16 protein-coding genes are annotated in these 14,666 nt (G+C 39.1%); 5 read left to right on the top strand and 11 right to left on the bottom strand.

From position 1 onward, the window contains the following. Window positions 1–26: 26 nt before the first annotated feature. From AS4_RS02520 to AS4_RS02510, 3 genes are all read right to left on the bottom strand, one after another. Window positions 27–851: an energy transducer TonB family protein gene (locus AS4_RS02520; RefSeq protein ID WP_004818828.1), complete on the bottom strand. Its 825-nt coding sequence runs from the start codon at window positions 849–851 to the stop codon at window positions 27–29. A 221-nt stretch (window positions 852–1,072) separates the two neighbouring features. After that, entirely contained in the window at window positions 1,073–1,939 is an 867-nt protein-coding gene (purU, locus tag AS4_RS02515) for a formyltetrahydrofolate deformylase (protein WP_016539263.1), read from the bottom strand. Between the two features lie 85 nt (window positions 1,940–2,024). Then, window positions 2,025–2,717 carry a TetR/AcrR family transcriptional regulator gene (locus AS4_RS02510; RefSeq protein WP_034611676.1) on the bottom strand — a complete coding sequence of 231 codons (693 nt, stop codon included), beginning with the start codon at window positions 2,715–2,717 and terminating at the stop codon, window positions 2,025–2,027. 111 nt (window positions 2,718–2,828) lie between these two features. Here AS4_RS02510 and AS4_RS02505 point away from each other — a divergent pair, with 111 nt between their 5' ends. From AS4_RS02505 to AS4_RS02490, 4 genes are all read left to right on the top strand, one after another. After that, the gene (locus AS4_RS02505; RefSeq protein ID WP_016539261.1) at window positions 2,829–4,277 is read left to right on the top strand and encodes a coniferyl aldehyde dehydrogenase; all 1,449 of its coding nucleotides are present in this window, start codon (window positions 2,829–2,831) and stop codon (window positions 4,275–4,277) included. 165 nt (window positions 4,278–4,442) lie between these two features. Beyond that, window positions 4,443–4,679, top strand: coding sequence for a 50S ribosomal protein L28 (gene rpmB / locus AS4_RS02500; protein WP_000048256.1), 237 nt, complete (start codon window positions 4,443–4,445; stop codon window positions 4,677–4,679). Window positions 4,680–4,691: 12 nt separating this feature from the next. Further along, window positions 4,692–4,847 carry a 50S ribosomal protein L33 gene (gene rpmG, locus AS4_RS02495; protein WP_003654787.1) on the top strand — a complete coding sequence of 52 codons (156 nt, stop codon included), beginning with the start codon at window positions 4,692–4,694 and terminating at the stop codon, window positions 4,845–4,847. 182 nt (window positions 4,848–5,029) lie between these two features. Next, the gene (locus tag AS4_RS02490) at window positions 5,030–6,748 is read left to right on the top strand and encodes a cation:proton antiporter (protein ID WP_004718008.1); all 1,719 of its coding nucleotides are present in this window, start codon (window positions 5,030–5,032) and stop codon (window positions 6,746–6,748) included. Window positions 6,749–7,002: 254 nt separating this feature from the next. Here the strand turns inward: AS4_RS02490 and AS4_RS02485 are convergent, their stop codons facing one another. The 6 genes from AS4_RS02485 to AS4_RS02460 form a co-directional block, all read right to left on the bottom strand. After that, entirely contained in the window at window positions 7,003–7,281 is a 279-nt protein-coding gene (locus AS4_RS02485; RefSeq protein WP_004718010.1) for a hypothetical protein, read from the bottom strand. A 108-nt stretch (window positions 7,282–7,389) separates the two neighbouring features. Beyond that, window positions 7,390–7,893 (bottom strand): DUF6586 family protein, encoded by a 504-nt coding sequence (locus tag AS4_RS02480; protein ID WP_004718012.1) that lies wholly within the window; start codon window positions 7,891–7,893, stop codon window positions 7,390–7,392. A gap of 220 nt (window positions 7,894–8,113) precedes the next feature. Next, entirely contained in the window at window positions 8,114–8,365 is a 252-nt protein-coding gene (locus AS4_RS02475; RefSeq protein WP_004718014.1) for an RNA recognition motif domain-containing protein, read from the bottom strand. 86 nt (window positions 8,366–8,451) lie between these two features. Beyond that, a complete protein-coding gene (locus AS4_RS02470) occupies window positions 8,452–10,443 on the bottom strand; it encodes an ATP-dependent helicase (protein ID WP_096732927.1) in 1,992 nt (663 codons plus the stop codon). Between the two features lie 74 nt (window positions 10,444–10,517). Then, window positions 10,518–11,246 (bottom strand): hypothetical protein, encoded by a 729-nt coding sequence (locus tag AS4_RS02465; protein ID WP_096732925.1) that lies wholly within the window; start codon window positions 11,244–11,246, stop codon window positions 10,518–10,520. 69 nt (window positions 11,247–11,315) lie between these two features. Further along, a complete protein-coding gene (locus tag AS4_RS02460) occupies window positions 11,316–12,455 on the bottom strand; it encodes a glycerate kinase family protein (protein ID WP_096732923.1) in 1,140 nt (379 codons plus the stop codon). A 99-nt stretch (window positions 12,456–12,554) separates the two neighbouring features. Here AS4_RS02460 and AS4_RS02455 point away from each other — a divergent pair, with 99 nt between their 5' ends. Continuing rightward, entirely contained in the window at window positions 12,555–13,004 is a 450-nt protein-coding gene (locus AS4_RS02455; RefSeq protein ID WP_034611667.1) for a carboxymuconolactone decarboxylase family protein, read from the top strand. A 188-nt stretch (window positions 13,005–13,192) separates the two neighbouring features. Here the strand turns inward: AS4_RS02455 and AS4_RS02450 are convergent, their stop codons facing one another. Both AS4_RS02450 and AS4_RS02445 read right to left on the bottom strand, forming a co-directional pair. Beyond that, window positions 13,193–13,756 (bottom strand): HdeD family acid-resistance protein, encoded by a 564-nt coding sequence (locus AS4_RS02450; protein WP_004718021.1) that lies wholly within the window; start codon window positions 13,754–13,756, stop codon window positions 13,193–13,195. A gap of 137 nt (window positions 13,757–13,893) precedes the next feature. Further along, entirely contained in the window at window positions 13,894–14,652 is a 759-nt protein-coding gene (locus AS4_RS02445) for a hypothetical protein (RefSeq protein WP_096732922.1), read from the bottom strand. Window positions 14,653–14,666 lie beyond the last annotated feature (14 nt).

Genomic DNA, 14,666 nt, shown 5'->3' with positions numbered 1-14,666 from the left:
ATTTCCTAATTCTTAAAAAAAATTATTTACTTTTTAGAGACCGACAATGCAAAATCTTGCCTAATTTTAAATGGTACACCCGCACCATTTTCTCTATAAGCTTTAAATTTTGCAGATTGAGTCTGCTTAACAACATAACTATCTAAACTTGAATTACCGCTGGATTGAAGAATCCGGACATTGGTAATATTTCCGCCCGCATCCGCAGTAATTTCTAGATTCACAACTTTTGTTCCATCTTCTGGAGACATCAGTTTAAGTAATTGCTCTTTCGCGATACGTGGACTACGACTCCAAGACACCTGACCTTCGTTTACATTACGCGGCGTGTTTCTTTGCTCTTGATCACGACGTTGACGATCGCGCTCATCTTGCTCACGTTTTTGACGATCACGTTCATCTTGTTCACGTTTCTGCTGTTCCGCACGCTTCTGATCATCTTGACGTTTTTGCTCATCTTGACGTGCCTTATCCTGCTTCTGTTGCTCTTCTAAACGCTTTTGTTCTTCAAGCTTTCTTGCCCGATCATCATTTTCTACAGGTTTTTTCTGCTCAATGATTTTTGGCTTAACCACAGGTTTAGGCTCAACTTTCTTCTCTATAGGTTTCGGTTGAACTTTAGGTTTGATGGGTTCAGATGGAGGAGGTGGCGGCGGTGGAACATCTTCTTTTAACTTTAAAAATTTGATTTTTAAAGGTTCTTTCTTTATTTGAGGCAGTTCAAATGGTTTCATATGACTTACCCCCCACAACACACCTACGTGCCCGACAACAACTGCTAACACTGCAGCAAGGACTTTTTTCTTCATCGGTGGTGGCGTTTGAAGTGGTGCAATGGAAGACTGACTCATAAGAATCTAAATACCTAAAATTGAGCAAACTACAAAAAATTATTCAGTTTGTAGATTAAGCTCATCGGATAGAACAATTAAAGTGCAACAATGATAAATGAGAAGTGTTTTCATTTGCAACTGGTTTTTCAATGTTTTTAATCGATTTTACAAATTAAAAATAAAAAAAGGATGCATAAAGCATCCTTTTTTACGACTCATATTAAATGAATATTCACATGTTATTGAAAAACAACAGTCTTATTGCCATCGACAATAATACGGTCTTCTAGATGCCATTTTACCGCTCTAGCAAGTACGTTACGTTCAACATCTTGGCCTAATTCACGCAGTTGATCCACAGTAAAATCGTGGTTTACTCGTTCTACATCTTGCTCAATGATTGGACCTTGATCCAGATCAGCCGTCACATAATGCGCTGTTGCACCAATCAATTTAACGCCTTTTTCATAAGCCTGTTTATATGGATTTGCCCCCACAAAAGCAGGTAAAAATGAGTGATGAATATTGATCACTTTCATTTCCCACTTTTGTACAAACTCTTCATCGAGAATTTGCATATAACGCGCGAGAACCAATAAATCATTCCCTTGCATTAACTCATCGATCTTTGTATAGGCTTCACGTTTATTTTCTTTGTTGACAGGAACCACATAGAAAGGAATACCAAAGTTTTCTACAGATTCACGTAAGTCTTCATGGTTTGAAACCACTTGGGTAATTTCACAAGGTAAGCCACCACGTGAATGACGCCATAACAACTCAAGCAAAGCATGGTCAACTTTAGACACCAAAATACCGACTTTTTTAATGTCGCTCACCAAAGCCAAACGCCAATGCATACTATAACGTTCAGCCACATTGGTTGCGAAAGTTTGAATGAGACTCTCACGACGGGATTGCAAATGATCAAGTTCAAACTCAACACGCATAAAATAACGCCCGCCCTGAGCTTCAGTTGCGTATTGATCAAGCGCAGTAATGTTCGCGCCCTGATGATACAAAAAGCTCGATACAGCTTGCACGATTCCTGGCTTGTCTTCACAAGTAATCAGTAGACGTGCTGTGTTGGCAGTAGTCATGTTCATGTTGATGGATATCACTTATAAGTTAATTTAAAAAACAGCCGAATATTTTAACGCTTTTTCATCAGCTTTCAATCTTGATTCAGCATCAATCGCGTTTTACCGCAGATAAACTGGCAAATAATTCCGAAGAACCGAAGCTTTCTAGCAAACGTTCATAGGTTTCACGACTTTCGCCACGTAAATAAGGACCTTCTAAAAACACCATCTGGCGCAATGCTTGCCAAATCCATTTTTCATCTAAATGGTTGGAGTCACTTAAATGCCCAGACATATACAAGAAGTTTGTCCAGTTGGTCAGGACAATCCAAATATTGATGATAAGTGCTTCAATTTCAGAAGGTGTCATCTGCATCAATCCCGCTTCAACAAAGGCATGATAAATTTTTTGCCCTTGTTGCATCACCTTGCCAGCAAAGCGAGGATAAATTTTTCTAAAGTCGTCGTTATTTTCAATTAAATGATAAACATCACGATGTAGAAAGCGATATTCCCATAGCTGACTGCTTAAAACTTGGAAATAACGGATTTTGTCATTCGCATTGACTCCACGGTCATCGGGTAATGACAGCATATCTAAAGTTTCTTTTTGGTATTGTTCCATCAATTCTTTGATGATTTCTTGTTTGTTTCGAAAATGATAATACAAATTTCCAGGACTGATCCCAAGCTCTGCTGCAATATGATTCGTTGTAACTGCACGTTCGCCGCGCTCATTAAAAAGTTGCAGACTAATCTGCAAAATTCGGTCTTTCGTTTTCAAAGTTTTGGAGCTCGACATCCTATTACCATTTTTAACCGTTAGCACAAGCTAACATAAAGTGACTTGACTATTTAGAGTATTTACTCTAAAAATTATATTATATTAACCTATTCGTAAATGGTGTTTGTCATGAACAGTCATACAAAAACAAATTCAATGACTTCTTACTCACCTGAAGTTCAACGTATGCATGACATTCTTGAACAACAGAAAGTCGCTTATCAACGCTACCCTGTTCCTACAGCAAAGGAACGTATTGAACGTTTAGCTCGCTTAAAGAAAGTTCTGGTAAAATACCAAGATCAATTTGCAGAAGCAATCAATCAAGACTACGGCAATCGTTCAATCAGCGAAACTAAAATTGGTGAACTACTCACATGTTTAGAACAAATTAAATATTATAGCAAGCATTTAACAGCATGGATGAAACCATCTAAGCGCCATGTGTCTATCTTACACCAACCAGCCAAAGCTTGGGTGCAATATCAGCCTTTAGGTGTGATTGGAATTATTGCACCATGGAACTATCCATTGTTACTTTCTGTTGGCCCACTGATTTGTGCGCTGGCTGCCGGAAATCACGCAATACTCAAAATTTCAAGTTCATCTTCTAATTTTGGCTTCGTACTTGAAAATGCTCTCTCAGAAGCATTTCCACAAGAATTGGTTGCTGTGGTGAACGGCGGTGGTCAAATTTCCGATGCATTTTCACATTTAGCATTCGATAAAATCATTTTCACTGGCTCTACCAATGTCGGTAAAACCGTGATGTCTGCTGCTGCCGAAAATCTAGTGCCTGTTATTCTTGAGCTTGGTGGTAAATCACCTGTAATCGTACACCCTTCAAGTGATCTCAATCTGGTCGCTGAACGTATTGCTTTTGGTAAATTATGGAACTCTGGTCAAACCTGTGTAGCACCAGACTATATGTTCCTACCTCGAGGAAAAACTGCCGAGTTTATTGAAAGCTTTAAACAAGCTGCAACAACAATGTACCCGACGATTCGTGATAATCAAGATTACACCAGCATCATCAACGATAAGCAGTACAACCGTGTTCAAGGTTATTTAGAGGATGCACGTCAACAAGGCGCTGAGTTGATTGAAATCAATCCTCAAAATGAAGAATTAGCGAGTGTACGTAAAATTGCCCCAACATTCTTAACAGGTGTTCTACCGACAATGGACATTATGAAGAATGAAATCTTTGGTCCAGTGCTTCCAATTATGGAATATGATCAAATTGACGATGTAATTGACTTTATTAATGGCAGACCGCGTCCACTTGCTTTATACTATTTCGACTTTGACAATGCCCGCGCAGAATACGTTTCTCAACGTACCCATTCTGGGCATTTCGGTCAAAATGCCGTAGTTACCCATGTTGCACAAGACGATTTACCCTTTGGTGGCGTTGGTGCATCTGGCATGGGCAAATATCATGGCCCAGAAGGTTTCTTTGGTTTATCACATGAGCGTTCAGTAATGTCTATTCCTAAGCTATTTAGCTTAAAATTCATATTAGCGCCTTATGACAAAGCCCTAAATAAGATTTTAGAGAAAACTTTCTTACGCTAACTGATCAAGGCATGATCTATCAAATTAGATCATGTTGCGTTTTGACGAATTCCGCTTGTCTTTTAAGCGGAATTTTGGTATAAAACGCCCCTTGAATGAATTCAATCCGTTTTATTTTGACTGGCCATACAGATTTGCTGTTGGCTAAATCAATGGAGTTACACCATGTCTAAGGTTTGCCAAGTTACCGGCAAGCGTCCAGTCGTTGGTAACAACGTCTCACACGCCAACAACAAAACTAAACGCCGGTTCGAGCCGAACCTGCATCACCACCGTTTCTGGTTAGAAAGCGAAAAACGTTTTGTACGTCTTCGTCTAACCACTAAAGGTATGCGTATTATCGACAAATTGGGCATTGAAAAGGTTGTTGCTGACCTTCGTGCTCAAGGTCAAAAGATCTAAGGAGTCTGAACCATGCGTGATAAAATTCGCTTAGTTTCTACTGCTGGTACAGGTTATTTCTATACCACTACTAAGAACAAACGTACTATGCCGGAAAAAATGGAAATCAAAAAATTTGATCCAAAAATCCGTCAACACGTAATCTTCAAAGAAGCTAAAATTAAATAATTTTAGTTTTCTTAAAAAATACGATCCATTTGGGTCGTTTTTTTTGCCTTTTTTTTCTTCGACTTGTTAAACTCTTTAGCGAATTTGGCACTGATTGTGCATTTTATATGGCTTTATACAAAGTCATTACCTTAAGAAATGATTTTTTGAATGATTTCTCCTGAAGATTTAAGGAGTATTTAGTGCCTCATGATGTAGATCTGATTATTTTACTTGCAGTTGGTTTTGGTATAGCCCTGATCTTTGGCTATATCGCTGCACGATTACGCCTGCCACCTTTGATTGGTTATTTAATTGCGGGAATTATCATCAGCCCCAATACCCCAGGTGTTGTTGCAGACATCGCGCTAGCCAATCAGCTTGCTGAATTAGGCGTCATGTTCTTGATGTTCGGTGTCGGGATGCATTTTTCCCTCAACGATTTAATGCAAGTCCGAAAAATTGCCCTCCCTGGTGCAATTTTACAAATCGCGGTTGCGACCTTACTGGGTATGGCAGTTTCCATCTTTTGGGGCTGGAGCTTTGGCTCCGCATTGGTCTTTGGCTTAAGTTTATCCTGTGCAAGTACGGTGGTTTTACTCAAAGCATTAGGTGACAAAGGACTGCTTAACTCGGTGAATGGTAAGATTGCCGTTGGCTGGTTGCTGGTCGAAGATCTGGTCATGGTCTTAGTCCTGGTTCTACTGCCTGCAACAGCCGTACTTTTAGGCGGACATCCTATTGCAGGACATGAATCTGATCAAAACATCTGGTTAACACTCGGCATTACCCTGTTAAAAGTAACTGGTTTTATCGCCTTTATGCTTATCATTGGCAAACGCCTTGTGCCAATGATTATGCAGTATGTGGCGCGTTTAGGCTCTAGAGAGCTTTTTACTTTAACCGTAGTCGCAGCAGCAGTTTCAATCGCTTATGGCTCATACGCAATCTTCGGCGTTTCTATGGCACTTGGAGCGTTCTTTGCCGGAATGGTAGTTAAAGAATCAGATTTTAGTCATCGTGCAGAAGAAGAAACCTTACCTTTACGCGAAATTTTCTCGATTTTGTTCTTCGTTTCTGTCGGGATGTTATTTGATCCACGTATTATTGTGGAACAGCCTCTGCATATTTTAGCAGTCATTGCCATTATTATGATTGGTAAGACGCTGGCAGCGATGGCATTGGTGTTATTTTTCCGTTATCCCATCAATACAGCATTAACAGTGGGTGCCAGTTTGGCACAAATTGGAGAGTTCTCCTTTATTCTGGCAACCTTAGGCTTGTCGCTGGGATTACTTAGCCCTGAAGCACAAAACTTAATCTTAGCGGGTGCTTTATTTTCTATTACTCTCAATTCATTTCTATTTTCTGCGATCGAACCTGTACAAAACTGGATCCGTGAACGTTCGCATTTGGCGCGCTTACTTGAGCGTAGCGGTGACCCATTGGCAATGCTTCCAGATGAAGTTGATCAAGCCTATTTACGTGATCAAGTGGTGATTGTTGGTCATGGTGAAGTCGGACGTCGTATTACCAAAACATTGATGGATGACGGCATCAAAGTGGTCATCGCTGAAGAGAACCGCGAAATTGTAGAGAATTTGCGTGAAAAAGGCATCGCTGCGGTTTCTGGTCGAGCAACAGAACCCAGTGTTTTGATTCAAGCCCATATCCAACATGCACGACTATTGGTGATTTCACCGATGGATATTGTAGATATTCATAAAATTGTCGATACAGCCAAGCTGCTTAATCCTGAGATTCAAGTGTTAGTTTGTGCTGAAAATAAAGAAGAGGCTGAAGTGATCCGTAAAGACAATGTCGGTGAAGTCTATTATGCAAAAGAGGAAATGGCGAAAAACATGAGTAATCATATTTTAAACCAGATCCAAATTGCTCATCATCATGAACCAACACATTGAATTCGGCTCATTTTTAAAACCTAGATCTTTAAAACGCAGCTAAAACCTGTTCTTTGTAGACCTTGGAAAGTCGTGGTGCTTCATTATGTAATGGTATCGATAACCATGTTGGATGGGGGATCATCACCCCATCTAAGCAGAGATTTAGAACTTCTAGAATTTGATGCCATTTGCGTATGTCAGGTTATTTGCCTACAAAGAAAAACGCACTCGAAAGTGCGTTTATTGTATTTATTCTAGAATAAATGAAATCACTAGCTCATAAATTTTGGTTGCTCATCAACAACTTCAGCGTGCCATTCATCTGCCTGTTTTTCAAGTAACGCAAATAATGCAGCCTGAATCATCTGTTGCGCAATCGCTGGCGTTTGATCACCCAGTAGTGCTTTCACTTCTTCATTAAATTGAATAGTGACCAATGGCTCTTTTTCAGAACCTGCATTACGCAGTGCCAGCTCCCCACTTTCGAGCTGTACCAACTCCAAAATAGCTTCCTGATTTCCAAATAACTCTTTTAACTGTTCGATAGACATAAATCCTCCATGCTCAACATGGGGCAAGGTGCTGAATGCACTTTGCATCTTGTAGATATTTTATATAGTCATTTAAAACAAAATTTCAAGTATATCTGATCAAAAAGATCAGAATTCAACCATTTCATTACGAAAACCATCAATAAGTTGCGATAAATCTCGGTGCCACTCTCTTAAAATCTTTGTATCAGGCAACCAAGCTTGAGGTGTTTGCGTTACTTTGATAATTAAGTTTGATGATGTTTCATCCTCTGGTTCTGGTGCACTTGGTTCAGGTGCATATTGACAAAGTCGATACGCTCTTTTGAGTTCAGCAATAAACCCTTCTTTGGCTAATTTTTGCATCACTAAAACTTCTGGTGAGACTTGTCCTTTAGCCGCCATATTTTCTTCGATTGACTTTAAGGTTGGGGAAAAATCATTTAAACGGTAATAACGTACCAACTCTTGCAGAAATGCTAAAACCGCGCCATGTAAATGAAATACTGCTGCTTCACGATGTGCTTGAGCTTGTTGAACATTTTCAGTTTGTTCTCCCTGCATACATGCAAGACGAGCAAAATAAAGTTTTTGATTGGTACGGTCTGCATGAAAGCGAGCTACACGTGACATGGAAGTTCCCTAAGATTTTGGCATTCTTTACAGTCTTAGCTTAATCTTTATTGAACAAAAATCACAATGAATTTTATCCATGTTGTATGTCAATAAAATAGATAGCGCTCTTTTTTGCAAAAATATCAATTTAAGTTTTTATTTTTATCATGGTTTGACGAGATCATTTAAATACTAAAATAAAAAAGGAGCAATAAATGCTCCTTAGACTATCTGCCAATTATGCTTCTGGCTTATCTTCCGCTGCTTTTACACGAATTCCATGACCATGTAAGCGCAAGGTATTTAAACCTTTAATCGCTTTAACTGCTTCTCTACCATGTGGCATTTCAACAAAAGCAAAACCTTTTGATTTACCTGTTGCCGCATCAAGTACTAGAGTACAAGTATCTACTGTACCGTATTGCTTAAATAACTCTAACAATTCAGCTTCAGTTACAGTACGTTCTAAATTACGAACTAAAATTTTCATCTCACAACCTTAAAATATAAACGAGGCAAAAAACATCAAAAAGCACTCGCCTACCTACTTTTTGAATGAAAAACGATTGCTATAGTTTAATCTAGATCTATACCAAAATCTAAATTAATCGCCCGACGCTCGATTAAGGCACTTTTTACAGTTTGCTCTCGCTGTCTATAGTGGGTTTCTGTGCTACATAAATTTCGAGTTAAATCATTGAGAAAATAACTTTCAACCTTACGACCTTGTTCATCTGTTTGCGTATGTGCCCAAAAACTTAAATTTTGTTTGGTTAGAATAAGTTCATTTTGCGCGCGTGTTAAAGCCACATAAAGTACACGGCGCTCTTCTTCAACTTCATCGAAATTGCCTTGTGCACGTGCATTTGGGTATTGCCCCGCAGAGACATTTGCCACATAGCAAACCTTTTGTTCTGTGCCTTTAGCAGAATGGATGGTAATTAAAGTCACCACATCATCTTGTGACTGACGCTCAATTTCACTGATTGAAACAGGGTCAAGTACATATTCTTCTAAGAACTCGCTCAGTTGGGTATGTTTAGACGCCAATTGCTTGACCAGATCAAAATCCCCCACCCGTTTATGCCAATCTTTTTTGGCATAATTTTCTTCAAGTTGGTTGAGAATAGCCTCTACACCGAGTTTCACACAGGCTTCAACTTCAGTTTTTAGCACACTCATTTGCTTCATAATCAGCAATGTATTGTCAGGAATACGCCCAAACTTCTCTAATTTTTCTGTAATTTTCTCAATATCTGCATCCAGTAAGAGTTGTTGCGCCAGCTTACTCGCACCGACATCGCCTACGCCATTCCATAAGGTTAAAAACCGCATCCACGCAATATCATCCAATGGATTGGCAATAACACGCAATAAGCTCAATAAGTCTTTGACATGCGCTGTTTCAAGTAACTTCATCCCACCAATAAATCGGTAGGGAACATTGGCTTGGATAAAAGCAGCCTCGATATGCCTTGCAGCAAAGGCTGAACGCACCAACACCATGTGGTCATTCCAAGCTGAACCTTCCAATAAATGCCGTTCTTTGATGTCGATCGCGATCCATTTTGCTTCATCAAACTCGTTTGGAAAAACATGCATTCGCGGTTTAATACCTTCACCACGATAAGCTTCCAGTTTTTTATCGTAATGAATCGAACTTTGATCGAGTAACCAGTTGGAAAAATCTAAAATTTCTTGAGTAGAGCGATAATTTTTTTCTAATTTGAAAATCTCTGCATCTGGCACACGCTCTTTAAAATGGTGGATATTTTCAAAATCCGCACCACGAAAACCATAAATCGACTGTGCATCGTCCCCCACGCAGAACAGTGATGTTTTATCTTTTAATGGTTCAAGAATCGCCCACTGTAGAGGATTGGTATCTTGCATTTCATCAACCAGCATGTACTGACATAAGCCCGCAACATAATCCGCTAAACCACCGGACTGTGCCAAAGCAGACGCAACCACGGCGAGAATATCATCGTAATCTAGAAAACTACGTGCTCGCTTACGGGTTTCGTACTCTTTCATGATTTCTGCGATTTGATCTTTATCGTCTAAAAACTCAGGCAGTTGCTTTTCTAAAGCCAAACTTAGTTTTTGCCGGGTATTGCGTGCAAAGGAATATAAATCACAAAGCTGTTGTGGTTTGGGTAAGGCGTTGGGATTCTTTTTATCATCCTTTCCACGAATCAAACGGAACAACATCAATTGATCATCACGATCTATGATCGAAAATTGATCCAATCCAAAAGCTTTTGGCACACGTCTAAGTAAATACATGCAAAAGGTATGAAATGTAGATGCGCGTAACCCTTTGGCCTGATCACCTAAAGCAAGCTCTACCCGCGCCACAATCTCGCTGGCAGAACGGCGGGTAAATGTCAAAATTTGGATTTGATTGGCAGGAATGCCTTGATCAATGAGATATGCAGCTCGTGCCACAATGGTTTTGGTTTTGCCACAACCTGCCCCAGCAAGAACTAGACTATGTTTTGTTTCAGTCGTAGCAGCTTGTTTTTGTTGAGGGTTTAATTCATTAATCAGGTTGGCTAAACTCATTTTCACTCATCATTTTATGGATGGCTGCTAGTTTAGCAGATTTAATTTGAAAACTAATGCCTCTCTATTCTTGATTAATTATTCCCAGTCATTAATTTCAAGAACTCGGCTGCTTTTTGAGTTACTGCAGGTAAATACTGATAGGCAGCTGTACCAATAGTTACATACGATGATATTTCTGTAATAGTATCTTTTAATTTTGATCTTCCAATAAATTCATTTTGCACATCTGGATTTAATAAAATTTCACCATAAATATCTTTTAATGCTCCCTGAAGAACATCACCAACTTTTGAATATTTCTTCAAAGCCCAAATTAATCTATCTAATTCAATTACAAGAATTCTCTTCAAATCAAAACTGAGTTTATCATCCTTAATAATTTCAGCTCTTTCTTCTTCTAGTGCTGTTATTAAGTGACTAACTTTTACTTCATCTAAAGATGACTTGACTTCAAATCCAAGCTGCCATGTTCTTGCTGTCATCCTTAAATATTCCAAAGTTTGATTTGAAACCTTAGATACGTTTGATGGAAACATACCTTTCAAGCTCAAAGCATCTAAAACTTCTTGAATCCATGTTTGATCATAAATTTCATGTCCATTTATTTCAGCTTCTACCCTTAATGATTCATATAAAGAAAGTGAAATATTTTCCAAAACATTTACATGTTGTCGAACTACTAAATTATTATTGCTATCTAAATGTTTTTTCCAGCCAACAATAGATTCAACGCCACCTAGTTGTTCAGATAATTGTTTTACTTTTCTTAATTCTTCTACCAAATAAAAGACTTGATTCATTACAAATAAACCCTAATATAATTTTCAAGATTTTACACTAAACAATAAAAAATTAATCAATAAAATCTTTTATTTAAAAGCAAGCACTCTCACCACACTCTCACAACAGCGTTCTAAATTTTGCTCACCATGCTTTAATGCTGTTGCTAAATCACATGCACCATCAACAATACCAAAAATTGCACTAAAGCCTTCTGCATAAAGCTCATTGACGCCTTCACCGATATGCCCTGCAAAAGCAATCACAGGTTTATTCAACTGCTTGGCAACTTGCGCTACCCCAAAAGGTGTTTTGCCAAACTTGGTTTGAAAATCAATACCACCCTCGCCAGTAAACACATAATCTGCTTGGGCAATTTTTTCCTCAAGTCGGGTTTCTTTAATCACGATTTCGACACCAGAGCGTATTTTTGCACCCGTAAAAGCCATAAGTCCGAAACCCAAACCGCCTGCAGCACCAGCACCCTGTAGATTTGCAACATCAACATTCAACTGTTGTTTCACCAACGCAGCAAAATGATCAAGGTTTTGATCTAAGATCCCAACCATCTCAGCGGTTGCTCCTTTCTGTGGTGCAAAAATAAAAGAAGCTCCATTTGGACCGCATAACGGATTGTTTACATCACTGGCAATAATAATTTCAGTTGCTTTTAAACGCACATCGAGTTGTGAAATATCAATGCTTTTGATCTGCTGAAGCTGCCCACCACCCACGTCTACAGGATGGTTGTTTTCATCTAAAAATTTTGCCCCTAAAGCCTGTGCCATCCCAGCACCTGCATCATTGGTGACACTACCACCCAGACCAATAATGATTTTACCAACACCCAAATCCAAAGCAGCTTTAATCATTTCCCCTGTACCCAGAGTTGATGTGATTAAAGGATTGCGTTGAGACTTTTCGATCAGATGAATACCGTTTGCCATCGCCATTTCTATAACAGCTGTTTGACCGTCTTCAATTAATCCCCAATAGGTCGATATTCGTTGCTGAGCCAATGGACCAGCGACCTCAACATATACTTTACGACCAGTTCGTGCAGCGACCAAAGCATCGACTGTTCCCTCACCACCATCTGCCATAGGTACATGAATAAACTGTGCATCAGCAATGACTTTTTCAATGCCTCGTTGCATTGCAAAACAGGCTTGTTCGGCTGTCATACTTTCTTTAAATGAGTCAGGCGCAAGAACAAAAACTTTAGACATGAGCAAATGTATTTTGGTGAGATTCAAAAATTAACATAACGATTTTTCGAGTATAGATAAACTAATAAATTCATAATTAAGACTAAAGAAATGACAACTATGCAACGTGTAAACCTTGGTAAGACTGCCCCAGAACTATATAAAACGGTCATCGAGCTTGAAAATTTATCTATGCAAAAAGTTCAGCAGGCTGGGCTTGATGTTGGATTCTCTCATTTGCTCAAATTAAGAGCCTCGCAAATTAACCAATGTGCTTTCTGTGTTCGTATGCATACCCAAGATGCAATTAAAGCGGGCGAGTCAACGGATCGTATTGCGTTGATTAGTGCTTGGCGTGAAAGTGAATACTTTACTGAAAAAGAACGAGCGGCTTTAATTTTAATTGAAGAGATCACTTTAATTGCCAATCAACATTTTCCAGATAGCGCTTATGAACAAGCTGCACAGCATTTATCCAGCGATGAAATCACCGCGATTGAATGGGTTGCGATTGTGATCAACACATGGAACCGTATCGCCATTTCCAGCCAGTATAAAGTCGCGAAATAAGCTAAGTTTCAACGCTTAAATCATTTATCTAGGCAACACCTCGCTTTTCAGGAATGTTAATTGAGATAAGATTTAACTGAATACTGTTCTAGTTGCATAAAAATTTACACCAAAATGCAAAACGCCTGATCTCATTTGATCAGGCGTTTTGTTAAAAGCACATATGATTTAAAACATTAAATGAAACCTTAATGACTCGCAGGTGGGATTTGTTTAATTGCCGCAGCAAAGGTGAGATAGTTGACTCCTTGGAATAAAATATCCACACCTAAAAATAATCCGAGTACCCAAAAAGGAGAGTCTGGTGATGCCAGAATAATTGCACCTGTTGCCAAGGTTAAAAGCCCTGAAAATAATGTCCAACCCCATCCAGACATTGGCTTCAACATAAATGCATTAAAAATACGAATAAAACCGCCAATCAATAAAGCAATTGCCAGTAAATTGGTTAATACCACTGCAGTGGTAATCGGAGATTTAAATGCATAATAACCCGCTGCGATATACAACACACCAAACAACGCCCAAAGCCAGCGGAAGCCACCATCAAAAATTTTAAATGCTGCAATGAGGTGTAAAACCCCACCGATCATCATTAAAGCACCAAACAATGCAACAACCGTCAATGTTGCCATACCCAGTGAAGCCAATAGCACTAATCCAAAGATCACCAATAAAGCTCCAAGCAGAAGATACCATTTACGGTTTTCATGGAGTTGATGACGAACTAAATCATTTCCTACAGTACGCATAATTCTTCTCTTGGTTGTTATTCATTCATTTTATTGTTGATCTAATTCAGGTGTTTGTCTGTATAAAATCTGCATCTATACCAGAATAAAGCTTTGTTTGAGCAGAATCTAAGCGCTAAACAGCACAGCTCTATACGCTACTTCACCCAACCCATTTCTTGTGCAGTGAGTCGACTGATCATAGTATCCTCTAGATCTTCAGGTGTTTTGCTTTTACTTTCTGAAAGCGCAATATAGCCGCCCATAATTTCTGCACGTTGTTGTGGATAACGTGGTTGTTGTTCAGGATTGGCATAGCCCATCGGATAGAGTGGCTGTCCCGTTGTAAAATCATATTTGTCTTTTGCACCAAAGGTATGCAATAACTCATGTACAAGAACGACTTTATTGCTCGAACTTTGCTTTCGTGATGCAAATAGATTCACAGAACCAATACGCCCACGTTCCAATGCAGTGGAGTGCTTCAATATTTTCTGCAACTTGGGATCATAATAATTTAAATACAGGGTCACCGATGGTGAGCCATCTTCGCCTTGATGCTGTTTCCATGCATAAAATCTAAATTTTAAACTCCACAAAACTGTATCCAAGATACGGCCTGATTCTGGAAACTTAGGTGGCAAGGTATTTAATTCCCGTCCAAGCTGAAAATGAAACGAAATCGGTTGCCCACGAAATGCTTGAGACTGTAAACCTAAATAATGTTCAATTTCCTCAAGATCATCTGTTGAAATTTGCTGAATATAGACTGATGTGGAGCGTTGACCATCTGCATTGATCGGATGTAATAAAACAACGATTGGCTTGCTCCAATCTTGATTCATATCACGCCAAGCGTTCACTGCAACAATCAGCAGAATGACCAGTAAAATACCAACTCGAATCTTTTTCCACATTAACTACATTTCCT

Source organism: Acinetobacter guillouiae (genome assembly GCF_002370525.2).
Taxonomy (GTDB): domain Bacteria; phylum Pseudomonadota; class Gammaproteobacteria; order Pseudomonadales; family Moraxellaceae; genus Acinetobacter; species Acinetobacter guillouiae.
This window is presented reverse-complemented; position numbering and strand designations above follow the sequence as displayed.

Coding starts and splice junctions, on each gene's coding strand:
- AS4_RS02520 (WP_004818828.1), bottom strand. CDS start 851: ATGAGTCAGTCTTCCATTGCACCACTTCAAACGCCACCACCGATGAAG.
- purU (WP_016539263.1), bottom strand. CDS start 1,939: ATGAACATGACTACTGCCAACACAGCACGTCTACTGATTACTTGTGAA.
- AS4_RS02510 (WP_034611676.1), bottom strand. CDS start 2,717: ATGTCGAGCTCCAAAACTTTGAAAACGAAAGACCGAATTTTGCAGATT.
- AS4_RS02505 (WP_016539261.1), top strand. CDS start 2,829: ATGAACAGTCATACAAAAACAAATTCAATGACTTCTTACTCACCTGAA.
- rpmB (WP_000048256.1), top strand. CDS start 4,443: ATGTCTAAGGTTTGCCAAGTTACCGGCAAGCGTCCAGTCGTTGGTAAC.
- rpmG (WP_003654787.1), top strand. CDS start 4,692: ATGCGTGATAAAATTCGCTTAGTTTCTACTGCTGGTACAGGTTATTTC.
- AS4_RS02485 (WP_004718010.1), bottom strand. CDS start 7,281: ATGTCTATCGAACAGTTAAAAGAGTTATTTGGAAATCAGGAAGCTATT.
- AS4_RS02480 (WP_004718012.1), bottom strand. CDS start 7,893: ATGTCACGTGTAGCTCGCTTTCATGCAGACCGTACCAATCAAAAACTT.
- AS4_RS02475 (WP_004718014.1), bottom strand. CDS start 8,365: ATGAAAATTTTAGTTCGTAATTTAGAACGTACTGTAACTGAAGCTGAA.
- AS4_RS02470 (WP_096732927.1), bottom strand. CDS start 10,443: ATGAGTTTAGCCAACCTGATTAATGAATTAAACCCTCAACAAAAACAA.
- AS4_RS02465 (WP_096732925.1), bottom strand. CDS start 11,246: ATGAATCAAGTCTTTTATTTGGTAGAAGAATTAAGAAAAGTAAAACAA.
- AS4_RS02460 (WP_096732923.1), bottom strand. CDS start 12,455: ATGTCTAAAGTTTTTGTTCTTGCGCCTGACTCATTTAAAGAAAGTATG.
- AS4_RS02455 (WP_034611667.1), top strand. CDS start 12,555: ATGCAACGTGTAAACCTTGGTAAGACTGCCCCAGAACTATATAAAACG.
- AS4_RS02450 (WP_004718021.1), bottom strand. CDS start 13,756: ATGCGTACTGTAGGAAATGATTTAGTTCGTCATCAACTCCATGAAAAC.
- AS4_RS02445 (WP_096732922.1), bottom strand. CDS start 14,652: ATGTGGAAAAAGATTCGAGTTGGTATTTTACTGGTCATTCTGCTGATT.